At 63.7% G+C, this 24,441-nt stretch carries 19 protein-coding genes; 8 read left to right on the forward strand and 11 right to left on the reverse strand.

From position 1 onward, the window contains the following. Position 1 precedes the first annotated feature (1 nt). The 4 genes from KZJ38_RS21965 (at position 2) to KZJ38_RS21980 (ending at position 2,860) form a co-directional block, all read left to right on the forward strand. A complete protein-coding gene (locus KZJ38_RS21965) occupies positions 2-880 on the forward strand; it encodes a type II secretion system F family protein (protein WP_219801823.1) in 879 nt (292 codons plus the stop codon). Beyond that, positions 877-1,236, forward strand: coding sequence for a DUF192 domain-containing protein (locus KZJ38_RS21970; protein ID WP_343223871.1), 360 nt, complete (start codon positions 877-879; stop codon positions 1,234-1,236). The genes KZJ38_RS21965 and KZJ38_RS21970 overlap by 4 nt, the downstream gene beginning before the upstream one ends. 95 nt (positions 1,237-1,331) lie before the next feature. Next, a complete protein-coding gene (locus KZJ38_RS21975; RefSeq protein ID WP_343223872.1) occupies positions 1,332-2,090 on the forward strand; it encodes a TadE family protein in 759 nt (252 codons plus the stop codon). Then, positions 2,087-2,860, forward strand: coding sequence for a lytic transglycosylase domain-containing protein (locus KZJ38_RS21980; RefSeq protein ID WP_219801825.1), 774 nt, complete (start codon positions 2,087-2,089; stop codon positions 2,858-2,860). The genes KZJ38_RS21975 and KZJ38_RS21980 overlap by 4 nt, the downstream gene beginning before the upstream one ends. 4 nt (positions 2,861-2,864) lie before the next feature. Here KZJ38_RS21980 and KZJ38_RS21985 read toward each other — a convergent pair whose 3' ends face one another. The 6 genes from KZJ38_RS21985 to KZJ38_RS22010 form a co-directional block, all read right to left on the reverse strand. Then, positions 2,865-3,590: a hypothetical protein gene (locus tag KZJ38_RS21985; protein WP_219801826.1), complete on the reverse strand. Its 726-nt coding sequence runs from the start codon at positions 3,588-3,590 to the stop codon at positions 2,865-2,867. A 29-nt stretch (positions 3,591-3,619) separates the two neighbouring features. Next, positions 3,620-4,261, reverse strand: a complete 642-nt coding sequence (locus KZJ38_RS21990) for a response regulator transcription factor (protein ID WP_219801827.1) — start codon at positions 4,259-4,261, stop codon at positions 3,620-3,622. Between the two features lie 445 nt (positions 4,262-4,706). Further along, positions 4,707-5,552, reverse strand: a complete 846-nt coding sequence (locus KZJ38_RS21995) for an ABC transporter permease (protein ID WP_219801828.1) — start codon at positions 5,550-5,552, stop codon at positions 4,707-4,709. A 26-nt stretch (positions 5,553-5,578) separates the two neighbouring features. Next, the gene (locus KZJ38_RS22000) at positions 5,579-6,850 is read right to left on the reverse strand and encodes an ABC transporter permease (RefSeq protein ID WP_219801829.1); all 1,272 of its coding nucleotides are present in this window, start codon (positions 6,848-6,850) and stop codon (positions 5,579-5,581) included. A gap of 80 nt (positions 6,851-6,930) precedes the next feature. After that, positions 6,931-8,001 (reverse strand): ABC transporter substrate-binding protein, encoded by a 1,071-nt coding sequence (locus KZJ38_RS22005; protein ID WP_219801830.1) that lies wholly within the window; start codon positions 7,999-8,001, stop codon positions 6,931-6,933. Between the two features lie 126 nt (positions 8,002-8,127). Continuing rightward, positions 8,128-9,219 carry an ABC transporter ATP-binding protein gene (locus tag KZJ38_RS22010; RefSeq protein ID WP_219801831.1) on the reverse strand — a complete coding sequence of 364 codons (1,092 nt, stop codon included), beginning with the start codon at positions 9,217-9,219 and terminating at the stop codon, positions 8,128-8,130. Positions 9,220-9,405: 186 nt separating this feature from the next. Between KZJ38_RS22010 and pdxR the strand changes: the two genes are divergently transcribed. Continuing rightward, positions 9,406-11,067: a MocR-like pyridoxine biosynthesis transcription factor PdxR gene (pdxR, locus tag KZJ38_RS22015; RefSeq protein ID WP_219801832.1), complete on the forward strand. Its 1,662-nt coding sequence runs from the start codon at positions 9,406-9,408 to the stop codon at positions 11,065-11,067. Positions 11,068-11,076: 9 nt separating this feature from the next. Here the strand turns inward: pdxR and KZJ38_RS22020 are convergent, their stop codons facing one another. Together KZJ38_RS22020 and KZJ38_RS22025 are read right to left on the reverse strand one after the other, a co-directional pair. After that, on the reverse strand, positions 11,077-15,117 hold the full coding sequence (locus KZJ38_RS22020) for a DUF748 domain-containing protein (protein WP_219801833.1): 4,041 nt from the start codon (positions 15,115-15,117) through the stop codon (positions 11,077-11,079). Between the two features lie 151 nt (positions 15,118-15,268). Next, a complete protein-coding gene (locus KZJ38_RS22025) occupies positions 15,269-16,681 on the reverse strand; it encodes a DUF1254 domain-containing protein (RefSeq protein WP_425518404.1) in 1,413 nt (470 codons plus the stop codon). A 304-nt stretch (positions 16,682-16,985) separates the two neighbouring features. Here KZJ38_RS22025 and KZJ38_RS22030 point away from each other — a divergent pair, with 304 nt between their 5' ends. The 3 genes from KZJ38_RS22030 to KZJ38_RS22040 all read left to right on the forward strand — a co-directional run bounded on the left by KZJ38_RS22030 (position 16,986) and on the right by KZJ38_RS22040 (position 22,607). Beyond that, on the forward strand, positions 16,986-17,627 hold the full coding sequence (locus KZJ38_RS22030) for an FMN-binding negative transcriptional regulator (RefSeq protein WP_219801835.1): 642 nt from the start codon (positions 16,986-16,988) through the stop codon (positions 17,625-17,627). 85 nt (positions 17,628-17,712) lie between these two features. Continuing rightward, positions 17,713-20,343 (forward strand): heavy metal translocating P-type ATPase, encoded by a 2,631-nt coding sequence (locus tag KZJ38_RS22035; RefSeq protein WP_219801836.1) that lies wholly within the window; start codon positions 17,713-17,715, stop codon positions 20,341-20,343. A gap of 287 nt (positions 20,344-20,630) precedes the next feature. After that, a complete protein-coding gene (locus KZJ38_RS22040) occupies positions 20,631-22,607 on the forward strand; it encodes a methyl-accepting chemotaxis protein (protein WP_219801837.1) in 1,977 nt (658 codons plus the stop codon). 3 nt (positions 22,608-22,610) lie between these two features. Here KZJ38_RS22040 and KZJ38_RS22045 read toward each other — a convergent pair whose 3' ends face one another. The 3 genes from KZJ38_RS22045 to KZJ38_RS22055 form a co-directional block, all read right to left on the reverse strand. Next, complete coding sequence (locus KZJ38_RS22045; protein ID WP_219801838.1) at positions 22,611-23,225, reverse strand: flavin reductase family protein; 615 nt, start codon at positions 23,223-23,225, stop codon at positions 22,611-22,613. Between the two features lie 182 nt (positions 23,226-23,407). Then, complete coding sequence (locus KZJ38_RS22050) at positions 23,408-23,701, reverse strand: hypothetical protein (protein WP_219801839.1); 294 nt, start codon at positions 23,699-23,701, stop codon at positions 23,408-23,410. A 436-nt stretch (positions 23,702-24,137) separates the two neighbouring features. After that, on the reverse strand, positions 24,138-24,296 hold the full coding sequence (locus KZJ38_RS22055; RefSeq protein ID WP_219801840.1) for a hypothetical protein: 159 nt from the start codon (positions 24,294-24,296) through the stop codon (positions 24,138-24,140). Positions 24,297-24,441: the final 145 nt, after the last annotated feature.

Here is a 24,441-nt window from a genome sequence, read left to right on the forward strand (position 1 = left end):
CATGCTCGCCATTTCGCTCATAGCCGGCGCGGGCATCACGCTCGCCTGTTTTCTTCTGTTGCGCTCGCTGCGTCATCTGACGGACGCCGTGCCGAACGAAGATCGTGCGTGGCTCGATCCATTGCCTGCGCTGCTCAGGCTGATCTGGCCGTTCGTGAACTTCGTTGCGCACCACAGCGCACCGCACTTCAGCGCGGCACTTGTCGAGCGCACCGAAACGCAATTGCGCCTGACATCGCTTTCGTTTCTGATGAACGCGCGGCAATTCATCGCGATGTCGCTCATCTCGGCATGCGCGACGGCGCTCGGCGGCTCGCTGCTAACCGCTGCGGCCGGCGTCTTCTGCTGGTGGATGCCCGCGCTCTTCGCCGCGCTCGGGTACGGCTATCCGCGTCTATGGACGCGCGAAGTCCGGCGGCGGCATATCGCGAAGATTCAGCGCCATCTGCCGATCTATCTCGACTTCCTGACGCTAGCAGTCGAAGCCGGGCTCAACATCAACGGCGCACTTCAGAAAGCAGTCGAAAAAGGCCCGGACGGTGCACTGCGCCGCGAATTCGAACACGTATTGCGCGATCTGAAGTCCGGCTTGAGCCGCACCGATGCGCTGCGCCGCTTCGACGAGCGTCAGCGCATCAAGGAAGTATCGAACCTCGTCGGCGCGATTGTGCAGGCGGAGCGGATGGGCTCGGGGCTCGCGAAGACACTGCGGTTCCAGTCCGAGCAGCGTCGTGCCGAGCGCTTCCAGCGCGCTGAAAAAAAGGCGATGGAAGCGCCCGTCAAGCTCGTGTTCCCGCTGCTCGTCTTTATTTTTCCGGTCACGTTTATCGTCCTCGCATTCCCGATTGCGATGAAGTTCATTCAGGAGGGTCTGCTATGAGATCCATAAAAAGCGCTTTTCTGACAATCGATGGGCGCGCGTGCGGCATTCGCGTCTCGACGGCCGGGTCAGTGCGCGAACGCATGCGCGGCCTGCTCGGTCATCAACGCCTTGCCTCCGACGAAGCGCTGCTGCTCGTACCTTGCCGTTCCGTCCATACGTTCGGCATGAATTTTCCGATCGACATCCTGTTCATCGACCGGCAGTGGCATGTCGTGGCCATTCATCGCCGCGTGCCACAGGCCCGCATGCTGTTTTGCCTGAGCGCAACGCGCACGCTCGAGATGTCGGCTGGCATGGCAGACGTGTTGTCGATCGAAACGGGCACTCGCATCGGCCTCGAGGCGTACGCATGAAGCGGCGCAATGCGGGGCGCGCAATGCGGTGCACTCTGGAGCGGAAGTCGCGATCGTTGCGCGCGCAACAGGGTCAAGCGATCAGCGAATTCATTGTGATCGCACCGCTACTGCTCTTTTTCTGTTTTGCGACCGTGCAGTTCGTGCTGCTATACCAGGCCAAGGCCACCCTCGACGTCGCGACACTCGAAGCCGCGCGCGCCGGCGCCGTTTCGCATGGTTCGATGGCCGCGATGCGGGACGGCCTCGCGCGCGGGCTCGCTCCGCTCCATGCGCGCCACGCGGATGGCGCCGGCGTGCAAGCCGCACTGCAGCGCGCACAAACCGATGCGGCTCGATTCAACTCGATCACCGTCGTGAACCCCACGCTCGAAATGAACTCGGACTTCGCGCGGCCACGCTTTTACCCCGCGGAGGGCGTGAGTTACGTCGAGATTCCGAACGACACGCTGATGTATCGCAATCCGTCACCCGGCGCACGCTCTCGTGTGGGCATTCAGGATGCCAATCTGCTCAAGATTCGCGTGCACTACTGCTATGACATGGTTGTGCCGCTCGTCAACAAAGTGCTGTACTACGCGGTCAACGTGATCGGCAACCTCGCGCCGAACGGTGTTTTCTCACGCGAGCCTGCCGATGCGGAAGGCGACGCGTTTGGTGCCCCACGCCGGCCCGATGCGCTCTGCCGAACTCCACTCGCCGACGGCATCGAGACGAGCCGCTGGCCGCTTGCGCTCGAATCGGAGGCGATCGTGCGCATGCAATCGCCGTGGCGCGCCGAGGCCGCGCGCGATACCGGTTCGCCGACGCGCCCGGCGGACGCCGCGGCGGTCCACGGCGGCATGCGCAGATGAAGCGCCAATGTCACCCGCGAAACACGCCGCTTGGCGCGAGGCTGGCAAGCGCCGCGATGACGGCAGGCGTTTCGCTAGCCATCGCGGCGCAGGGTGCGGCAAGCGCTCACGCCACACCCGGCAGCGGCGCGTCACCCGTGATCATGATGATTGGCGGTGCTGTCAACGATCAGGCGGATGACCGCATCGTTCGCGACGGCATCGTATCGAACGTGAACGAAAGCGTATCGCAGGTGCTTCAGTTCGACGTGCCGCGGCGCGAATCTGCGGTGAAGGAAAAGGTTATCGCCCTTTTCCCACTTATCGAGGAAGCCGCTCAGGCAGTCAACATCGACAGTGCATTGCTGATGGCTGTCATTGATGTCGAATCGGGCGGCGATCCGCGTGCGCTGTCTACGCAAGGCGCGGCCGGGTTAATGCAGTTGATGCCGGCAACCGGCCGGTCATACGGTGCGGCGGACCGGTTCGACGCACGGCAGAATATCGCGGCTGGCGCACGCTTTCTGCGCAAACTGTTGACCCGTTTCGGCAGTCTCGACCTCGCGCTCGCTGCGTATAACGCGGGCGAGGACGCCGTGCGCCGCTATAACGGCAGCATTCCACCGTACCGCGAAACGCAGCAATACGTTCCGCGTGTGATGGACCGATATGGGCGCTACCGGCATGCCGTGCTGACCATGCGCCCCCAACCGGGCCCCGCGGCCTTAGATACCGGGCGCTTACCCGCCCCGTCAGTCGAGGCCACCGGCACGCATGGCCGTCAACAATGATGCTTCAGCAGCCCTGCACCGCGCTGTAGCCCGATCGCTCCAGCATCTGTTCCATCACCGCGTTGACGCTTTGCACCACACTCGCGAAAACCGGCAGTATCGCCCGCGCTTTCATTGCGTCGCCGCGCAGCGCCGCCTGCTCCATTCGCGATGCAAGCCCGATGACATTGGCGCATCGAATCAGCTTTAACGACCCATTGAGGCGATGCGCAATCTTGCCGAATTCAGTCCATTGCGCACCGCATGCCGCCTCGTTTAGCGAGGTCAACGCATCGCAGTTGGTATCGATCAGGATGCGCATGAACTCGGCCGCGATTGTTTCGTCGCCGCAGGAGAGCGTGTCGATCCGTGCCCTCAGGGAACGGCGATCGCTGGCAATCAGCACAACCGCGCACCGTCCTTGGGCCTTCACGCTGCCGGTGTCGAGCGTCACCGGCACCGGCACCGGCAGACCGCCGGCAAACGTGCTGTTCAACTCCGCGGCAAGCGTATCGTGCTCGCGTTCCTTCAGGAACGCGAATCGCATGTCATGTGTATCGGATGAGACGCCCGCATGCGCGAGCGCCGATCCGATCTGCTGCGGTTCGCACGTGAGCACCGTGAGCCGAACCGCCCACTGGCCGCCTTCCGCAACGTCGCCGGATGCAAACGGTTCGCGGGCTATATCGACGCGCCGCGTCTGCGGCGCAAAAGTGCTCGCAGAAACCGCGCGTCTTTCTGCGAGTGGCATGCGTTCGCCGCATTCGCGATACCGACTCATCATTGCTGTGTCGATGCAATGCCGCAGCGTCGCGCGAAATCGACGAGATCGACCAGCGTTTCGACGGCGAGCTTCTGCAGGATGCGCGTTTTATGGCTGCTGACCGTCTTGTTGCTGATGAACAGCGCCTCGCCGATCGACTTGTTCGACATACCCTTCGCGAGCATCTGCAAGACAATCAATTCCTTGTCCGATAGCAGCTCGAGCTTTGCCTGCTCGTTGAGCTCCCCGACAAGCGGTGCGACGATCGTGCCCGACGTAACCGGAAACACGCTATAGCCGGACAATATCGCCTCCACGCCGCGCACGATCTCGCTGATGTCCTGCGTCTTGCTGACGAAGCCTTGCGCCCCTGCACGCACCGCGCGCTGTACGAAGGTCGGCGTGTCATGGCCTGACAGGATCATGACCCGTATGTGCGGATGTGCAAGCCGCAGACGCGGAATCACGTCGAGACCGTTGATGCGCGGAATATCGAGGTCGAGGATCGCGAGATCGGGTAAATACTGACGAGTCAGTTCGACCGCTTCCTGACCGTTGCCTGCCTCTACCACGTCTTCAATATTAGCTACCTGCGTCAGATGCGTTTTGATGACGAGGCGCAATGCCGGGTGATCGTCCACGATCATAACCATAGTCATGCTCTGTTCTCCCAAATTATGTTTTTATGAATCTTCCGTTTCAACGAAACGCCGAGGACGCGCTTATCCGAAGACCTGAATATTTATCACGTGCAATCTGGCGTCCGGTCATAAAGATTCATTGCTGCTTGCTCGATGCTTTATGCATCACCCATGTGTCAGTCCCGCATTTGGAACTTCATCGTTTCCACGCTAAGCGTTGCCGTTTTCACGAAGGTTCGAGGATAAACAGGTTGACGCGCGCAAAGTCCAGGAAATTTCCCGGCGTTTTGTCGGATTCGTCAGCTGTTGAAATTTCGCATGGGCGTGCGTGCCCGCAAGATCACAGGATGTGAGCAGGACATGCGTCAGCGTTGCAGTCGCGCCGGCAGCAGGCTCGGTGCGACGTTAAGCAATGCGCAATATAAAGGAGGGAAATGAGCGGCGATGCGCCACGAAGCCCGGCTTACGCGCGTACCGCGCGCGCCGCATTGCGGCCGCGCAGCCACTCGAGCGCCAGCAGCAGACAGGTCGAAAAAACGATCAGGATAGTGGCGAGCGCCGCGATCGTCGGGCTGATGTTCTCGCGAATGCCCGTGAACATCTGGCGCGGCAAGGTCGTCTGATCGGCGCCCGCCAGAAACAGCGTGACGACGACTTCGTCGAACGACGTCGCGAACGCGAACAGCGCGCCTGAAATCACGCCCGGCGCGATGACCGGCAGCGTGATGCGAAAGAACGTCTGCAGCGGATTCGCGCCGAGCGACAGGCTCGCGCGCACAAGGTTGAAGTTAAAGCCCTGCAATGTCGCCGCGACCGTCGTCACGACAAACGGCACGCCAAGCGCGGCATGCGCCATGATCAAACCCGCATACGTATTCGCGAGCCCAAGCGGCGCAAAGAACAGATACATGCCGACGCCAACCACCACCACCGGCACGATCATCGGCGAGATCAGCACCGCCATCAGCAACGCCTTGCCGCGAAAATTCGCCTTTGTGAGGCCGATTGCGGCAAGCGTTCCGAGCACGGTGGCAAGCACGGTCGCCGAGGGCGCCACGATAAAGCTGTTTTTGGCGGCCATGCGCCATTCGTCGGAGGCGATCAGGTTCTGGTACCAGCGCAATGACCAACCCGGAATCGGATAGACGAGGAACGTGCTCGACGAAAACGACAACGGCACGATCGCGAGCACCGGCAACACCAGATACAGCAGCGTGACCACGGCAAGCGCGCGCAACGTGAAGTACCACACGCGCTCGATCAGCGACGTGTGCGGCGCGAACATCGGTTTGGCGAATTTTGTCGTCATCGCGGCGGTTTCCCGTGTGTTCCCCTTCAGCTGAGACTGACCTGCGAGCGCGTGAAGCGCCCGTAAATCACGTACAGCACGAGCGTCGCGGCGAGCAACAGCGCACCGAGGGCGCAGGCCATGCCCCAGTTGATCGTCACGTTCGTGAAATACGCGACGTAATAGCTGACCATCTGGTCGTTCGGACCGCCAAGCAGCGCGGGCGTGATGTAGTAGCCGATCGCGAGAATGAACACGAGCAGCGCGCCCGCGCCGACGCCGGGATAGGTTTGCGGCACATAGACGCGCCAGAACGCCGCAAACGGATGGCTACCGAGCGAAATCGCCGCGCGCTGATACGAAGGCGGAATCGACTTCATCACGCTATAGAGCGGCAGGATCATGAACGGCAGCAGAATATGCGTCATCGAGATATACACGCCGACGCGGTTAAACAGCAGCGCGAGCGGATCGTGAATCAGGCCGCTGCCGATCAGCGCCTTATTGATCAGGCCTTCATTCTGCAGAATCACGATCCACGCGGCGACGCGCACGAGTATCGACGTCCAGAACGGAATCAGCACGAGGATCATCACGAGATTCGCGCGGCGCTCAGACAGGGTGGAGATCCAGTACGCGAGCGGATAGCCGAGTAGCAGCGCGCAGAGCGTCACGACGAAGCCGATCACGAAGGTGCGCGCGAACACCGCGAGGTAGATCTGCTGATCGGGATTGGTCGGCATGATGTGGCCGAACGCGTCCTGCCGGTGATCGAGTGACGCAAGCAGATAGAACGGCGAATACAGGCCGCCGTTCTTTGCAATCGCATGCCAGTATTTGACGTCGCCCCAGCGGTCGTCGATGTCGAGAATCTTCGCGCGAATCTCCGCGGCAGGCAGCGCGTGGCCCGCATCGTCGACGAGCGGCATCGCGCGCGCGGTCTTCGCGACGAGCGAGCGATAGCCCGGTATTTCGGTGTTAAGCCGCCGTGCGAGCGCGCCCATGGCGTCGCCGTCGGCGACGACGGTCAGGTCGGCGGCGAGCGCGGCATACGCTGCATCGCTGGGCGGCGACTTCAGATCCCAGTCGCGCAGCGCGGCGCCCGTGCGCGGCAAGGCCGTGGCGATTTCCGGATTTTGCACGGCGCGCGTAAGCAGCGCGCCGATCGGCACGACGAAGATCAGCAGCAGGAAAATCGCGAGCGGCGCGATCAGCAGCAGCGCCATCACGCGCTTGCGCGCTTCGGCCGCCTTCAGTTCACGCTTGAGCTTGCCCGCGGATTCAGGCGTCGAATCCGCGGCGATCGTGATCGTCGTCATGCTTTATCCCATGCCGCACTACGCCGGCTTGCCGCATCAACGGTTAGCCGGCGTAGGTGGCGCAAAGTCCGCTTCCTCACTTACTTCGAGGCCCACGAACCAAATCGCTGCTCGAGTTCGTCGCCGTGATCGGTCCAGAACGTCAGATTCTGCAGCACCGCGTTCTTGCCGTTGGCCGGCGAATTCGGCAGATTCGCGAGCGTCTTCGCGTCGAGCGCCTTGATCGCCGCTTCGTTGACGGGCCCGTACGCGATATGTTTTGCGTACGCCTGCTGCGGCTGCGACGAAATCGAATACGCGATGTACTGCTCGGCCAGCGCCTTGTTCGGCGTGCCCTTCGGCATCGCCCAATAGTCGAGGTCGTAAATGCTGCCGTTCCACACCACCTTGAGGTTCTTGCCTTCTTTCTGCGCGGCATCGATGCGGCCGTTATACGCGGTCGACATCACAACGTCGCCGGCCACGAGAAACTGCGGCGGCTGCGCGCCCGCCTCCCACCACTGGATATTCGGCTTCAGTTCGTCGAGCTTCTTGAACGCGCGATCCTGGCCTTCTTTAGTAGCGAGCACCTTGTACACGTCTTTCGGCGGGACGCCATCGGCCATCAGCGCGAACTCGAGGTTGTAGCGCGCGCCTTTACGCATGCCGCGCTTGCCCGGAATCTTCTTGACGTCCCAGAAGTCGGCCCAGCTCGCAGGCGCGGTCTTCAGCTTGTCCGCGTTGTACGCCAGCGCGGTCGACCACACGAAAATGCCGACACCGCACGTTTGCGGCGCTTCCGGAATCAGCTCGGACTTCTTGCCGATCTTCGACCAGTCGAGCTTTTCGTAAAGGCCTTCGTCGCAGCCGCGGCCGAGATCGCCCGATTCGACTTCCACGACATCCCAATTCACATGCTTTGCTTCGACCATCGCCTTTACTTTGGCCTGCTCGCCGTTGTATTCGACCGCCGTCACCTTTGCGCCGGTCTTCGCTTCGAACGGCTGGTTGAATGCAGCCTTTTGCGCATCGCCGTTCGCGCCGCCGAAGTTCACCACCGTCAATTCCGCTGCTCCCGCGTGAACGGAGGCGAGTGCGGCAATGGATGCGGCAACGGCTGTGATAACTGAACCGATCGCGATTGCACTGCGCGCTTGCCCGCTTTTTTTCATGATGACCTCCTCGTTTATTGATGGTCTGCCTGGACAGAGTCTTACGTGAATGCGATCAATGGTTTTGTTGTTTTACTGCTGCGCTTACCGCGCTTATCTGAACGCTGAACGCGCCGTGCAAACACATCACGCGAAGACGCGCAGATGCTCGGGCGCAAATTCCAGCGCGACCGGTGCGCCTGGCGCAAAGCGTTCGATCGCCTCGGTACCGAGCGGCACCTTGACGAAGCACTCGTCCTGCTGCGGCAAACCGCAGCGCATCCGCACGTGATCGCCGAAATAGATGAGGCCGCGCGCCTCGCCGGCCAGTGCATTCGGGCCGGGCTGCAAACCATTCTGCGCAAGCTTCATGCGTTCGGGCCGAATGCAGGCGACGGCCGGCGTGCCCGCCTGGGCGCCACCGATATTGCGCCCCACGAGCCGCGTGCCGTCGACCAGGTGAAACTCGCAGTAGTCGCCGTCGACCTGCGCGATCGTGCCGCGCAAGCGGTTGCTGTCGCCGATAAAGTTCGCGACAAACTCATTGCACGGCGATTCGTAGAGGCGATCCACCGAATCGAGCTGTTGCACGATGCCTTTGTCGAACACCGCGACGCGGTCCGACATCGTCAATGCTTCGCCCTGGTCGTGCGTCACGTAGACGAAGGTCACGCCGAGCTTTTCATGCAGCGATTTCAGTTCGTACTGCATGTGTTCGCGCAGCTGCTTATCCAGCGCGCCGAGCGGTTCGTCCATCAGCACGAGCTTCGGTTCGAACACGAGCGCGCGAGAGAGCGCGATACGCTGCTGCTGCCCGCCTGAGAGCTGCGCCGGATAGCGTTTCGCGAAGCTCTCCATGCGCACCATCTTTAGTGCGTGATTGACGCGTTGGGCGCGCTCCTCGGCGGAAAGCTTGCGGACGGTCAGCGGATACGCGACGTTCTGCTCGACCGTCAGATGCGGAAACAACGCATAGTTCTGGAAGACCATGCCGATGTTGCGCTTGTGCGGCGGCACCGTATTGAGCAGCGTGCCGTCGAGCCAGATTTCTCCGCCGGTCGGAAATTCGAAGCCCGCGAGCATCATCAGGCAGGTGGTCTTGCCAGAACCCGACGGGCCGAGCAGCGTGAGAAATTCGCCCTGGTAGATATCCAGATCGAGTTGCTTGACGACGAGCGTTTCGCCGTCATACGTCTTGCGCACGCCTCGAAAACTGACGATCACGTCTGCGGTTTTCATGTGGGCTGTCTCCTTGGCGCACCGGCCGCCTGGTTGTACGTAGTGTCTGCGGCGCCGGTCGACTTTTTGAGTCTAATCCCGGCTGTGGCTCCGTCGCCAGCAGGGGATTGCATTGATTGCGTGATCCAATATAGCCGGTTACGGTTCCACCTTATGGAACCATTTCATTATTCCGGATAGAACCACTTGGACACGGTCATCCTGTCGGATTGGCTTGCCGTACGCCTCGCTACGCGCCGCGATCGCGGCGATGCCGAGCCCGTGTACCGGCAGCTGCTGCGGCTTTTGCAGCAGGCCATTCTGACGGGTCAGCTGCCGCCCGGCACAAAGCTGCCGAGTTCGCGCACGCTCGCGTCCGATCTCGGCATTGCGCGCAACACGGTGCTGCACGTTTATGACCAGTTGACCGCCGAAGGCTATGTGCTGTCGACCACCGGCAGCGGAACCTATGTCGCCGACACGCGGCCGGACTGCCGCGCGGTCAATGCGCGCAAAACGGCGGTGACGGGCCACCCGGTCGTCGACGCGGCGCGCACGCCCGATTTTGGGGAATCCGAAGCACCCGGCACCATTGCCGCCCATGCGGAAGCAGACCCCGAGGCGGCTCAGCGCACGTCCGACGCCGCTCATCCGTCGCCGCCCGCCGGCGCGCGCGAGCTTTCCACGCGTGGCGGCCGATTGATCCGCGAGGCCGGCGTGTCGCTGAAACAGTGGGGCGCGTTTATGCCCGGCGTGCCCGACGTATCCGAGTTTCCCGCTCGCACATGGAGCCGTTTGCAGGCGAAGCTGTGGAAGCAGGCTCATCCCGACCTGCTGACCTATGCGCCCGGCGGCGGCTATCGTCCGCTGCGGCGCGCGCTCTCCGACTATCTGCGCGTCGCGCGTTCGGTGAACTGCACGCCGGACCAGATCATCATCACGACTGGCATTCATCAGTCGATAGACCTCGCGGTGCGCCTGCTTACCGACGTCGGCGATCGCGCGTGGGTTGAAGAGCCCTGCTATTGGGGTGTGCGCAGCGTGCTGCAATCGTCGGGGCTGACGCTTGCGCCGGTGCCGGTCGACGACGAAGGGCTCAACCCGCGTGAATCCGATTTGCGCGCGCCGCCGAAAATCGCATTGGTGACGCCGTCGCATCAATATCCGCTCGGCATGGTGATGAGCCTCGCGCGCCGCCGCACGCTGCTCGAATATGCGAAGCAGCATGGCGTGTGGATCATCGAAGACGACTACGACAGCGAATTCCGCTACGGCAGCCGGCCGCTTGCCTCATTGCAGGGTCTGGACGATGCGGGCCGTGTGATCTACGTGGGCAGTCTCGGCAAGATGCTGTTTCCGGGGCTGCGGATCGGCTACATGATCGCGCCCGAAGATCTCGTCGATACATTCAGAACCGGTGTGGCCGAACTGTATCGCGAAGGTCAGCTGATGCAGCAGGCCGTGTTGACCGAATTTATTATGGATGGCTATCTGACGTCGCACGTGCGCCGCATGCGTGCGCTGTACGGCGAGCGGCGTCAGATGCTGATCGACGCGATCACCGCGCGTTTCGGCGACTCGCTGCCCGTAATGGGCAACGAAACCGGTTTGCATTTCGTGCTGGGCTTGCCTCGGCATGCGAACGATCGCGCGGTGGCGGCGGCTGCGTACGACGCCGGCGTGATCGTTCGGCCGCTTGCGGCGTATTACAGCGGCGAAGTGGTGGCAAAAGCGGCAGCGCAACGCGGCTTGCTGCTCCGTTACGCGTGCGTGCCGAACGAGAAAATCGGGCCCGCGTTCGCGAAACTCGCGCAGGTCATCGAGCAAACCGCCTTGCAACCGCTACAGGCGTCCTCGCACGCGGCGTAGCGGCACCCGCTATTTCAATCCGAAATCCACCCGCGTGGTCGGACCTTTATCGTTGATGCCGCTTGCGTCGAGCTTCGGTGCGACGATAAAAACGCGGCTGCTGTCGATCTTGCCGTCGAAGTATTGCTGCACCGCCTGCGCGCGGCGCTGCGCCAGATTGCGCAGGCTCGCTTCGTTGATCGGCGCATGTTCGGCGAGCGCGTTTTTCATCTCGTCGTCGGGCAGCGTCTTGGTCATGCCGATGAAATTGGACGGCTTCTTGAAGTCGGCATCCTTGTACGCCTTCGTCAGGTACTTCTGATATTCCTTCGGATCAACGGTTACGCTCGACGTGTCGACGCTCTCGCCGTTGCCGACCACGTCCTTGAGCTTCTGCTGCTTGACGAGGCGGTCGACGTAACGCGTGCGCAGCGCCGGTTCGTCGACGGCCGGATCGACGCGGCCGATCAGGTCGATGCGCACCGACGGCTTGTCGGACAGCGCCTTCGCGATCGTATCGAGCTTCTGGTCGGCCGCATCGGAAAGCTTCGCCGAGCCCGCATCGAATTGCACGTAACCGTAGTCATCGGCGCTATGGCCGCCGCCGAATGCATGCGCGAGCAGCGAGAACGGCGCGGCCACGGCCTTCTGAAGCAGGTTCAGCACCGCGCGCCAGATCAGGCCGCCGATGCTGAACTCCGGATTGTCGAGCGATCCGGACACCGGAATATCGACGTCGATTTCGCCGCGCGAGTTTTTCAGCAGCGCGATCGCGAGCTTCACCGGCAGTTTCGTGGCAGTGTCGTTATCGACGTGATCGCCGAACGTCAGCTGATCGATAAACAGGTGGTTGTTCGCGCTCAGCTGATTGTTTTCGAGCTTGTAGTGCAGATCGACGTTGAGCTTGCCCTTCGTGATCGGATAGCCCGCGTATTTCGCCGAATACGGTGTGAGATTCGTCAGCTCGATATCGTGCGCGGTCGCGGTCAGATCGAGTTCGGGCTTCGCGATCAGCGGATTGACCGTGCCGCGTATCGAGAGCGGTCCGTTCGCGGCGAGTTTCGCGGCGATGTCGACGGGCGCGGGCGTCGTCGATTGCGTGCCGAAGGCGCCGACCGTGCCGTGGATCGCCACGAGGTTCGCCGTGTAGTTCGGCTTCACGAAGTTGTCGGTGTACGTGACGCGGCCGTTTTGCAGCACTAGTTGGCCGAAGCGCATTCTCACCGGCGCGCTTGCCGAGGCGGTTTGCGCGGTCTGTGCAGTCTGGGGCTTGCCGCCGTGCGCGGCAGGTGCCGCAGCGGCCGTGTGCGGCGCCGACGCAGACGCGGATGCAGCCGCTGCCGTCGCTGCGTTGGCCGTTTGTCCTACGCTGGCCGGCGTGCTCGCGGCGGCCGTGGCCGCTGGGGCGGCATTCGCGTCGCTCGCTACCTTGACCTCAGCCGTCGCGGGCGGTGTCAGCGGAATCGGCTCTTTGCCATCCTTTTTGTCGTCGTGCGTAAGCGAGTGCGCACCGCCGTCGCCGGACTTCGCGACGACGTCGCTCAGGTTCAGCTTGCCCTGCGCATCGAGCAGCACGCGGCCATAGAAATCGGAAAACGTCACGCGCGACGCATCGACGTCGGTGCCGCGCGCGTCGTAGTCCGCCTTCAGATTGGTCAGCGCGAGCGAGCGCCAGCCCGCGAACGGACCGGACGTCGCCTTGTCGAGCATGCGCACATCGACGAGTGCCGCGTCACCGCGATACGACGCCTTCAGTCCGCCGCCCGACTTGCCGTGTGCGACAGGCTCGTCGGCCAACGCGACGTCGCCTTTCGCGTTGAGCAGCGCGCTGGCAATCGTCGCGTTGAGCTTGCTGCCGAAGTACGGCTCGAACGCTGCCGCGTCGAGCCGGTTCGCATCGAGCTTCAATGCGAGCTTGAGCGGCGACGCGGTGACGTCGCCGCTCACACCGAGCGTGCCCTTCCTGTTGACGGTCGCCTGCAGGTCGATCGGCAGCGGTTTGGTCAGGTCGTCGCTGATCTGCTGCACTTTCAGTTGCAGCGGCGCGAACGCGACCTTGACCGGGCGCGCGGTCGAGTTGTCGGTAAAGGTCGCCGAGCCGTCTTTCAGGTTCAGTGCGCCGATCGTGTAGTGCCATGCGGGCCCGGCTTCCTGCGCCTTTTTCACCGCGTGGATCGCCGTGCGCTCCTGCGCTTCCTGATGCGGTGGACCGGCGAGCGATAGCAGATCGATATCGCCGTTCTTCTCGCGCGTCGCGTCGATCGACAGACCGCTCACATCGATGCTGTCGATGTCGGCCTTGCGCGCGCCGACGTCGACATCCTTCAAGGCTACGTGCCCTTGCGCAAGCGCGATGGCGGGCTGCTTCACGCCGCGCGCGGCAACTTTGAGCGATTGCAGATCGAGCGTGCTCGCGCCGACTTTCAGCGCGGGCGGCGATTGCGCCCAGTTCGCGCTCAAGCCGACACTCGCGGTCAGCGTTCCGTCGAGCACCTGCGCGGCGGTCGCGGTATCGAGGTACGGCTGCAGCGGCGGCAATGAGATCGACTTCAGATCGAGCTTCACGTCGGCGGTCTTCGCGACCATGCCGAACGTACCGGCTGCGTTCAGCGTGCCGCCATCGTTCTTCGACTTCAGATTGAGCGCGTAGCGCGCCGGTGTCTTCGCGATCGACGAAAAGTCCGTCAGCGACATGCCGACGTTCGTCAGCGTCGTCGTGACCGGGCGCGATGCAGCGGCGTCGGCGAGCTCGACGGTGCCGTCGCTGAGTGTGAAGCGTTTGATGGCGAGGTCGAGCGGCGGAGCGGCCGTGGCCGCCTCGGTGGCGGTCGGCGCGGCGGGTGCACTGGCTGCGGCTTGTGGGGCCGATGCAGAGGTCGATGCCGATGCAGAGGTCGATGCCGATGAGGCGGCGTTAGGCGCGCTCGCCGCGAGGTTCGTCGCGGTACTTGCGGCGGCGCTTGCCGGGGCCGCAGCCGCGCCCGCACCCGCATTCGCCGCCGGCTGCGCGGCAAACATGCGCTGCACGCTTAGCACGCCATCCTTATCGCGCGCCAGATGGGCGGTCGGTGCGTCGATGCGGATCTCGTTGAAGTGGTACACGCTCTTGAGCGGCTCGAGCAGACCCGCGTCGACATGCACCGCGCGCGCAGCAAAGAACGGCGCCTTCTGCGCGTCGGTCACGTCGACGTCGGCGAGATCGGTCGTGCCCGTCACGCGCAGCGTCGGCGTGTCGCCCGACATCACGAAATTAAGCTTGAGGTCGCTCGACAGCTTGCCGGCCTGCACTGTCACCGGCAGCTTCGCGGGCGAGTACGACAACAGACGCGGCACATCGAGCCCTTCAAACCGCAGCGACACTTCGGATTCGCGCGACGCCGCGAACGGCTTGGTCTTGCCGTCGATCGCAAGCGGACTGCCGTCGATGCGCATGCGCAACAGCGGCTGGACAAAGATGTCGGTCTTCGACGGCAGCGTCGCGATAAACGGCACGCCGAGTTTCCACTGATCGATGACGTGCTTCTCATTGAGCATGCGGTCGTCGAACGTGATCTGCCCATTTTCGAGACGAATGTTCGACACCGAGAACAGCGTCGGCTTGCTATCGGGCTTCGACGGCTGCTTCGAAAATTTGTCGATCAGATCGCTGAAATTGAAGCGATTTGCATCGTAGCGAACGATATGAAAGCGCGGCGAATCGATTTGTACTTCGTTGACGATCGGCGCCGCGCGAAACAGCGACATCCATGAGGGCCGCACGATCAGCCGTTCGATATCGACGAAGTCACCGGCGCCGCCGCGTTCGCCGATATGAATGCGGTCGGCTTCGAGATTCAGCGTGTAGGGATTGAGCGCGATGCGGCCGATCGTGGCAGGACGATCGAGTTGTGCGGACAGCTGTTGCGCGGCGATATGGCGGATCAGCGGCGGCGCGGCGAAGAAGCCGAGCAGCCCGAACAGCACGATGAAGATCAGGAGGCCAATGACGACACGGCGAGTGCGTCGTGCGTGTGCAACGTTGCGCACGGCCTGGAAAGAGGATGCGAGCGTTGCTTTATTGAGGCTTGCCATTCTCGGTCGCGGATCGTGCGGCGGCAAGCCCGCCGCGGTGACGGAAGTCGGGATTGCCGGAAGTATACGTCTTGTGCCACGGCGGCAGAGCAAATGTAAGGACGATGTTACTCATTGCCCATGAACCTCCGCGGCACGTACCCGCACGCCGCTATTGCCGCACGATCGGCGGCGGCTGCCACGTGCCGTCGCTCGCCTGCGGTTTTGGCGCATAAAGTCGCATGACGAGCTCGAACCCGCCGCGCGGTGTCGGCAGCCAGTTCGCGCTCTTGCGCCGCGCCGACGAGACGGTCACGTCGATCGAACCGTCGCGATTGCGGCGCAAGCCGTTGCGGTCGCCGACCGCGACGTGTGCGGTGTCGCTGTCGTCGAGCGAGCCATCCTTCGTGTAGGCCGTGATCGACCAGAAACCGCGCGTCGGCGGCAACTGGCCCGGTGCGAAATGAATGACGTAGCGGTTTGCGCCATTGAGCAGGTGCCCGTCGCTATCGACGGTTGCAGTGGCGCGCACCTCGTCGTCTTTCGTGCCGATGCCGGGCTGCGCGTAGGCGGCATACGCGCGCAATCCGTAGTCGGGCCCGTAATTGCCGATACCGTCGCCGAACCAGCTCCAGCCATTTGCGGTCAGCACATTCGACGGCGCCGTCTGCACGCGCGCGCGGCCGTCGGCGAGGCCCGCGGCGAGCGCGCTGTTCGCGCCGGACGGAAACTGCACGGGCTCGTCGGGCTTCACGCCGAAATCGGCCAGGATGCTGAGCGCATGCGCGTCCGGCGGCGACGGCGGATTGTCGGGCAGCCATCGCGCGAGGCGATCGAAGAAGCCCTTCGGATCGAGCGCCGCGACCTGCGCATCGGGCGTACCCGTGGCCGGCATATCGCCGGCCGGGTAGCTGCGCGGGGTATCAGGCGGCTCGGCGGCGCCGGTATAGATGTCGAGCGGCGCCACGCGCATCGCGCGCTGCAGCTTGCGGATCGCGGCGAGGTCGCGCCCGCCGTTCGACTGCACGCGGATTTTGAGCCATACGTAGCGGGTCGGCACGTCGATGCGCTTGACGCCCTTCGGCAAATCGCCATTCCAGGCTTGCGGCACGAACGCGACGGTCTGCGCCTTGATGCCGGTGACGCGCGCGCCGGTTTGCGCGGCGGTGGTCGACCACAGCACGTTGGTCCACATGTCGAGCGCGCGCGCATCGACATAGCGGTTACGCGAGTCGGGCAGCGACACGACGACCGGCTGTCCGGAGACATCGAGCCACGCCGACGAATCGATCGTGTCGACGCTCGGCGTCGGCCGGTTCGCCGCGCCGACCGGCGGCAGCGCCTGCGCGTGACGCAGCGTGTTGAGCGGCGCCTGGCCCGGCCCGGTGCCGACCGCAGCGTCGCGCGCGACGCCCATCAGCACGAGCGGATAGGCGAACACATAGGAGTCGGCCACTTCGTCCTGAATCCAGCCGGTGGCCTTCGGCTTCGAAATCGGCGAGGAGCTGCAACCGGCCAGCAAGGCGGCGGCGGTCAGCGAGACGCAAACGGCATAACGGGAATAGAAAGGTAGGGGCTTGGGCAAATGCAAATTCAGCGGCAAATTCGGCGACGAATTCAGCGAATCAGATTCTTGGCGATTTTTTGTCATTCGACGAACAGGCGTCCGTTAGGTTACGTCGGTCAGGGCGTGCGGGTCGCCGGGTTCGGCCCGCCGCGCGCCCGCCGCGTTTTCCTGGTTCTGAGGATTATGTAGACGCGTTGTATCGTATCCGTGACACACAGGCAAGCATATCCGCGAGAAGGACGCGCACAGACGGCGTTTTCGCGTTACGTTTGCGCTTTTCCGCATTTTTCTGCGGGATCGGTTTAATGATGGGAGCGAACTCATGTATATGCCCGCGCACTTCGAAGAGCAGCGCACCGACGAACTGCATCGGCTGATCGACGACTATCCGCTGGGCGCGCTCGTCACGGTGGGACCGCACGGGCTCGATGCGAACCATGTGCCGTTCGAGTTCGATCCGGCGAGCGGCGCGCACGGCACGCTGCGCGCGCATGTCGCGCGCGCGAATCCTGTATGGCGCGAGGTGGCTGAGCGGCCGGAGGCGCTGGTGATCTTCCAGGGGCCGTCCGCGTATATTTCGCCGAACTGGTACCCGAGCAAACACGAAGCGCACCGCCAGGTGCCGACTTACAACTATATGGTGGTGCATGCGCATGGCCGGATCGTGGTTCGCGACGACGAACGCTTCCTGCGCGGCCTCGTCGCGCGGCTCACGCGCAAGATGGAAGCGGGCGAGCCCGCGCCGTGGAAGATGGGCGATGCGCCAGAGGATTTTATTTCTCAGATGTTGGGCGCAATTGTCGGGATCGAGATCGAGGTGACGCGGCTGGTGGGGAAATGGAAGCTGGGGCAGAACAAGGAACTGGGCGACCGGCAAGGGGCGCTCGACGCGCTGCGGGAGCGTGGCAGCGATGCGCAGTTGGGGGTGTCGGCGGCGATGGAGGGGAGCTTGAGGAAGGGGTGAAGATTGCCTTGACCTTCCCATCATTGGAACGTCGATACTGGGTTTCATCGAGTGGCCCATCGGCCGCTGCAGGAGCCCAATAATCATGACCGACCTTGCCACGCCAGCCAGTGCCGCCGCGACGCCGCCCGCCGCGCCGGCCACCGAGCTCGAAATCCAGGGCATGACGTGCGCGTCGTGCGTGATGCGCGTTGAGAAGGCGCTCGCAAAGGTGCCGGGTGTCGCGCGAGCGAGCGTCAATCTTGCGACCGAAAAGGCCACGGTCGATGCCGATTCGTCGGTTTCCGTCGATACGTTGCTCGCGGCCGTGCGCAAGGCAGGATATGACGCCACGGCGGTCGCTCAGGCTGCCGATCCGGGCGTAGCAGCCGCGTCTGTGTCGCCCGCGTCTTCAGCTGCCGAACTCGCGATCGGCGGCATGACCTGTGCCTCATGCGCGATGCGCGTCGAAAAGGCGCTCACGAAGGTGCCCGGCGTCGCGTCCGTGTCCGTCAATCTCGCGACCGAAAAGGCCAGCGTACGGTTGAACGATGCGACCGATGCGCCCAGGTCCACGGTCGATCAGCTGATCGCCGCTGTCGAAAAGGCCGGCTACCATGCGACGCCGCTCGCGCCCGAGGCCGACGCCGCCGTCGCAGCCACCGCTTCGACGGCCGGTCCCGCTACCGCAACCTCCACCAAACCACACGACATCGCACACCGCGACCTCATCGCCGTGATCGTCGCCGCCCTGCTGACGCTGCCGCTGATCGCTCCGATGTTCGCCGAACCGTTCGGCTTCCACGCCATGCTGCCCGGCCCTGCGCAGCTCGTGCTCGCGACGATCGTCCAGTTCGTGTTCGGCGCGCGCTTCTATCGCGCCGCATGGCGCGCCGTGCGCGCGGGCGCGGGCAATATGGATCTGCTCGTCGCGCTCGGCACCTCGGCCGCCTACGGCATCAGCCTCTATCAGCTCGCGATGCATCCCGGCGACACGATGCATCTGTATTTCGAAGCGTCGGCGGTCGTGATCACGCTCGTGCGCTTCGGCAAATGGCTCGAGGCGCGCGCCAAGCGCCAGACCACCGATGCGATTCGCGCGCTCAACGCGTTGCGGCCGGACCGCGCGCACATCGTCGTCGGCAACGACGAACGCGAAGTGCCGCTCGCGCAAGTGCGCGTCGGCATGATCGTCGCGGTGCGGCCGGGCGAACGTGTTCCCGTCGACGGCGCGCTCTTGCAAGGCCGCACGCATATCGACGAATCGCTGATCACCGGCGAAAGCATGCCGGTGCCGAAGCAATCCGACGATACGGTCACCGCGGGCTCGATCAACGGCGAAGGCGCAATCACCGTGCGCACCACGGCGATCGGCGCGGAGACGACGCTCGCGCGCATCATCCGGCTCGTCGAAACCGCGCAGGCAGAAAAGGCGCCGATCCAGAGGCTCGTCGACCGCGTGAGCGCGGTGTTCGTACCCGTGATCCTCGCGATCGCCGCGCTCACGCTGATGGGCTGGCTGTTCGCGGGCGCCGGCGTCGAGCCGGCCATTCTCAATGCGGTCGCCGTGCTCGTGATCGCCTGCCCTTGCGCGCTCGGCCTCGCGACGCCGGCCGCGATCATGGCCGGCACCGGTGTCGCCGCGCGTCACGGCGTGCTGATCAAGGACGCACAGGCACTCGAAACCGCGCATCAGATCAATGTGGTCGCCTTCGATAAAACCGGCACGCTGACGGTCGGGCAACCATCGGTAACGGCGTTCGAGACCGTCGATGGCGTCGATCGTGAAGACGCGTTGCGTCTCGCCGCGGCTGTGCAACGGCATAGCGATCATCCGTTGGCTCGCGCGGTGGTGAAGGCGTTTGAGGCGGGGCGGAGTGCGCCCCAGACTACAAACGCTTCGGTGAGCGTCGAAGTCCGCGAACAGGTCTTAACCTCGCTCTCCGCGCGCGCCGTTCCCGGCCGCGGCGTCGAAGCCGACATCGACGGACGCACGATCGCCATCGGCAGCGGGCGCTGGCTCGCCGAGCTCAACATCGCATTGCCGGAGCGTCTCGCATTGCGCGCGCAGCAGCTCGAACACGCGGGCAACACCGTGTCGTGGCTGATCACACGCGGCCGCGCAAACGCAAGCGACAGCGAAAGCCCCACCGCCACGCCGCCCGCCGTCCTCGCCCTCATCGCATTCGGCGACACCGTGAAGCCCACCGCGCGCGCCGCGATCGAGCGCCTCAAGCAAATGGGCATCAAAAGCGTGCTCGTCACCGGCGACAACCGCGGCAGCGCCGCGAGCGTCGCGGCCGCGCTCGGCATCGACGAATTCCACGCGGAAGTGCTGCCCGCCGACAAGGCGCGCGTGATTCACGACCTCAAGATCCGCAGCGCGGGCGTCGTTGCGATGGCCGGCGACGGCATCAACGATGCCCCCGCGCTCGCCGCCGCCGATATCGGCATCGCGATGGCAACCGGCACCGACGTCGCGATGCACGCGGCCGGCATCACGCTGATGCGCGGCGACCCGGCGCTCGTCGCCGACGCGATCGATATCTCGCGCCGCACCTGGCGCAAGATCCAGCAGAACCTGTTCTGGGCCTTCGTGTACAACCTGATCGGCATCCCGCTCGCCGCGTTCGGCTTGCTCAATCCGATGCTGGCGGGCGCGGCCATGGCCTTTTCGAGCGTCAGCGTGGTGACGAACGCGCTGCTGCTGCGCCGCTGGAACGCGCGGCGCGACTGAGCGCGACTGAGCGCGACTGAGCGCACCTGACCGCACCTGACCGCACCCGATCGCGCCGGCCGGCGCGCCGCGCACTATGCTCACGCCCGGCCCGCGCGTCGGCGGACACAACAGCCCGGCCCATGCAACGGGCCATCATTACACCCACCTTTCGAAAAACTAAAGAAATCCGTCCGCGCCGCCGTTAACCCGAATCAGGTCGCGAGAACTTCAATCGTTGGGCAATCCGCTCGCGACGCGAAACTGCGCATGCAGTCCGTCCCGTCCCCGTTACCGCCAGCACTGACATGGAATTCCCTTCTTTGCGCCGCGCCAGCGTCGGCGCCAGGCTCGCCATGCTGTCGTGCGCACTGGTGGCGTTGATCTTCGCGGCCTTCACATGGGCCGTCACGCGCTCGGCCGGCGAGCAGATCAACGAACAGGTGCTCACGCGCATCGCCGAAAAAGACCGCTCGATCGCCGAGACGATTTCGCTGTTCGACAAGGCGCTCAGCGCCGAAGTCGGCCGTTCGATGTCGTTGTTCGAACACTTTCTGCCGTCGAACTTCGCGCTCGACGAAGCGCAGAAGGTCGACATCAACGGTGTCGCGACGCCTGTCTTCAAGGCCGGCGACAAGACGCTCAATCTCGACTTCTCGATTCCCGACGACTTCCTCGCGCAAAGCGGCGCCATCGCGAGCATCTTCGCGCGCACCGGCGACGACTTCGTGCGCGTGACGACGTCGCTGAAAAAGCAGGACGGCTCGCGCGCGATCGGCACGCTGCTTGATCGCAAAGGCCCCGCCTACGCGCCGATTTTCGCGGGCAAGTCGTACACGGGTCTCGCCACGCTGTTCGGCAAGCGCTATATCACGCAGTACAAGCCGATTCTCGATGCGACTGGCCGCGTGATCGGCGCGCTCTTTGTCGGTGTCGACGTCGATGCGCAGATCCGTTCGATCGAGGACGGCATCCGCAAGCTGAAGATCGGCGACAGCGGCTATTACTTCGTGATCGATGCGTCCAATGGCGCGGATCGCGGCAAATTCGTCGTGCATCCGGCCGCGGCCGGCCAGAAGGCCGACGACAACAACGCGCCGTATCGTCAGATGCTCGACGAGAAGGAAGGCCGTATGGCCTACACGTCGCAGGATGCGGCGCTCGGCGAAACCGGTGCGTCCGACAAATACGCGTCCTTCATCACCGTGCCTGAATGGCAGTGGCTGCTCGGCGGCATCGCGAAACGCGACGAGGTGATGGCCGAAGTCAACGCGACGCGGGACCGCTTCCTGCTGATCGGTTTCGTGCTCGTCGCCGTGTTCGTGGCGATCTTCCTGATTGTCGTGCGCCGCCTCGTGAGCCGGCCGCTCGAAGAAGCGGCGAAGGCATCCGAACGATTCGCGGCCGGCGACCTCAGCGTGCGCGTGGCCGATGCGAGCCGCGGTCGCAGCGATGAGATCGGCCGCCTCATGCATGCGATCGACGGTATCGGCGAAGGGCTCGCGCGCATCGTCACGCAGGTACGCAGCGCATCGTCGGATATCACCGACGGCACCACGAAGATCGCGGCCGGCAGCGGCGATATCGCGGCCCGCGTCGCGACGCAGGCGAGCAGCCTCGAAGAAACCGCGGCGAGCATGGAAGAGCTGACCTCGACCGTGCAGCAGAACGCGGGGCACGCGGCGCAGGCGAATACGCTCGTCACGAATGCGTCGGCTGCGGCCGTCGACGGCGGGCGCGCGGTCGAACGCGTCGTGTCGACAATGGGCGAGATCAGCCAGTCGTCGAAGAAGATCGCCGATATCACGTCGGTGATCGAAGGCATCGCGTTCCAGACGAACATCCTCGCGCTCAACGCGGCCGTCGAAGCGGCACGCGCGGGCGAGCACGGCAAGGGCTTTGCGGTCGTCGCCTCGGAAGTGCGCGCGCTAGCGCAGCGCAGCGCCGCGGCGGCGAAGGAAATCGAAGCGCTGATCGCCGAATCGACGGCGCAAGTCGACAACGGTTACCGGATCGCCGAGGAAGCGAGCGTAACGATGCGCGGCATCGTCGATCGTGTCGGCCAGGTGCAGACGATCATCGGCGAGATCAGCGTCGCGTCGCGCGAGCAGTCGGGCGGCATCGAGCAGGTCAATCTCGCGGTCACGCAGATCGGCGAGGCGACGCAGCAGAACGCGACGCTCGTCGTCGAAGCGGAACGCGCGGCGGCTCAATTGCGAGAACAGGCGGACCGCTTGAGCGATGCGGTCAGCGTGTTCAAGGTCAACGCGAGAGGGCGCTCCTGACGCTCAAGCCTTCGGCCGGAACATCTCGAACATCGGGCCGATCTCCGCGTAGTCCGCGCGATACCCCGCTCGCATGACAGGGTGCGCGGCGATCGTATCGAACCGGCCATCCTTCAGATACTGGTTCTGGATGTGCACGCCGACCACCTGCCCGATCGCAAGGTAGTTGTCGATCGGCTTGCCGTCGAGCGAATGCAGCGGCACGACCTGCAGCAGCTTGCATTCGAGCGCCGCCGGCGATTCGCCGACATGCGGCACCGACACATTGCGCCCCGGCACCGGCGTCAGCCCCGCGAGCTCGAATTCGTCGATTTCCGGCGGCACCGGCGCCGAGGTCTGATTCATCTGCGCGGCGAGCGTTTTCGACGTCAGGTTCCAGACGAACTCGCCCGTCTCTTCGATATTGCGGATGCTGTCTTTATACGACTCGCTGCAAAAGCCGATCATCGGCGGAAAAGTCGCGAAGGCGCCGAAGAAGCTGTAAGGCGCGAGATTGAGCCGGCCGTTCGCGGCGCGCGTCGAAATCCAGCCGATCACGCGCGGCGCGACGATCGCCTTGAACGGATCATGCGGTAAGCCGTGGCCGACGAGCGGATCGTAGAAGTGAACATCGTTCATGTAGCGTTGCCGGAACCTTGGTCTGTGTTCGGTCGTTTGGACGAAGGGTCCAGCATAGCGCACGCACGATGCCGCGTTGGCCCGAAAACAAAACCGGCCTGCCGCTTGATGCTCGGCAGGCCGGTTCACCGTATGTGCAGCGGCAAGCGCTGCCGCATCACACCCGATTCACATCACGCGCATTAACCGTGGTGATAGCGATCATGGTCATGATCGTGGGCGTGATCGTCGTGGTGACGATACGGATCGTGTGCATGCGGATGGCGGTGCATCCAGTCGTCGTGCGACCAGTAGCGGTGGCCGTCCCAGTAGCGGCCATCGTTCTGCCAGCCGAGGTTGATCGACAGGCCGACCGGCATCATGTGCGGTTGGCCGTAAACCACCGTCTGCGCAAATGCGCCGGTTGCGCCGAGCAAAGCGCCGCCCGCGATCAGCGTGGCAATCAGGGTACGCGACGTCTTGTTCAAGGTTTTCATGTTCATTCTCCCGTTCAGAGTTTTTTGCTGGCGCGTGCCATCGATGCGAGTGCATCCGGCTTTGGCCCCGCGCTTGAAATCCACTGTAGCGGCGGCACAGATTCATAAACGTGAAGACTTGTAAGCGCGCATTTCACAGAGCAGGGAGCCATGCGTCCCCGTTATTGGCGAATCGCCCGTCATTTCAGGATGAGTGCTGGGGCTGGTGCTGACGGAATGCCAGGTGCGCCTGTCAGCGACCGTTACATCCCTTTCGGAGAAGAAAGTATGAGAAAGCTGATTCGAAGGCGAGAATCGGGGCGCTCACATTGATTGCAGACGTGTTTTGGTGAGGCCCGGAAAGCAAAAAGCCCGGCTTTTGGAGCCGGGCTTTCTTTACTGCGCTTTAGCGACTTCGCGTGATTTGCGCACGCGGGCGGTGTGACCTTCGCCCTGATTAGTCGGTAAGACGGATGCCGAACAACGTGGCTTGCGCGCGGCGCAGACGCTCCGCTTCGCGTTGACGTGCTTCGAACGAGTAATCCGAATCCAGCGGCAGGTGCGGCGACGCGAAGAGGTCGCTGACCTTTTGGTACAGAGCAAAAAGAAAGTTCATGGCGACTCCCGGCTGATGAATGATTGGGGTTTTCCCTTAGGAAGCGAGTATAGGGTTTTCCCTAGATCACGTCTAGTGCGCCGCACAAATTTTTTCTAAATAGCCCCGTGGCCGGGCGTCACGGGCGTTTTGTGCGTTGCATCAA

Origin of the sequence: Paraburkholderia edwinii (assembly GCF_019428685.1) — a bacterium.
GTDB lineage: Bacteria > Pseudomonadota > Gammaproteobacteria > Burkholderiales > Burkholderiaceae > Paraburkholderia > Paraburkholderia edwinii.

What these genes read in the sequence shown, in the direction of transcription:
- KZJ38_RS22000 (WP_219801829.1), bottom strand. Translation starts at nt 6,850, where the DNA reads ATGACGACGATCACGATCGCCGCGGATTCGACGCCTGAATCCGCGGGC.
- KZJ38_RS22050 (WP_219801839.1), bottom strand. Translation starts at nt 23,701, where the DNA reads ATGAAAACCTTGAACAAGACGTCGCGTACCCTGATTGCCACGCTGATC.
- KZJ38_RS22020 (WP_219801833.1), bottom strand. Translation starts at nt 15,117, where the DNA reads ATGGCAAGCCTCAATAAAGCAACGCTCGCATCCTCTTTCCAGGCCGTG.
- KZJ38_RS21965 (WP_219801823.1), top strand. Translation starts at nt 2, where the DNA reads ATGCTCGCCATTTCGCTCATAGCCGGCGCGGGCATCACGCTCGCCTGT.
- KZJ38_RS22030 (WP_219801835.1), top strand. Translation starts at nt 16,986, where the DNA reads ATGTATATGCCCGCGCACTTCGAAGAGCAGCGCACCGACGAACTGCAT.
- KZJ38_RS22035 (WP_219801836.1), top strand. Translation starts at nt 17,713, where the DNA reads ATGACCGACCTTGCCACGCCAGCCAGTGCCGCCGCGACGCCGCCCGCC.
- KZJ38_RS21980 (WP_219801825.1), top strand. Translation starts at nt 2,087, where the DNA reads ATGAAGCGCCAATGTCACCCGCGAAACACGCCGCTTGGCGCGAGGCTG.
- KZJ38_RS21970 (WP_343223871.1), top strand. Translation starts at nt 877, where the DNA reads ATGAGATCCATAAAAAGCGCTTTTCTGACAATCGATGGGCGCGCGTGC.
- KZJ38_RS22005 (WP_219801830.1), bottom strand. Translation starts at nt 8,001, where the DNA reads ATGAAAAAAAGCGGGCAAGCGCGCAGTGCAATCGCGATCGGTTCAGTT.
- KZJ38_RS21985 (WP_219801826.1), bottom strand. Translation starts at nt 3,590, where the DNA reads ATGCCACTCGCAGAAAGACGCGCGGTTTCTGCGAGCACTTTTGCGCCG.
- KZJ38_RS22045 (WP_219801838.1), bottom strand. Translation starts at nt 23,225, where the DNA reads ATGAACGATGTTCACTTCTACGATCCGCTCGTCGGCCACGGCTTACCG.
- KZJ38_RS21990 (WP_219801827.1), bottom strand. Translation starts at nt 4,261, where the DNA reads ATGACTATGGTTATGATCGTGGACGATCACCCGGCATTGCGCCTCGTC.
- KZJ38_RS22010 (WP_219801831.1), bottom strand. Translation starts at nt 9,219, where the DNA reads ATGAAAACCGCAGACGTGATCGTCAGTTTTCGAGGCGTGCGCAAGACG.
- KZJ38_RS22040 (WP_219801837.1), top strand. Translation starts at nt 20,631, where the DNA reads ATGGAATTCCCTTCTTTGCGCCGCGCCAGCGTCGGCGCCAGGCTCGCC.
- KZJ38_RS21995 (WP_219801828.1), bottom strand. Translation starts at nt 5,552, where the DNA reads ATGACGACAAAATTCGCCAAACCGATGTTCGCGCCGCACACGTCGCTG.
- KZJ38_RS22055 (WP_219801840.1), bottom strand. Translation starts at nt 24,296, where the DNA reads ATGAACTTTCTTTTTGCTCTGTACCAAAAGGTCAGCGACCTCTTCGCG.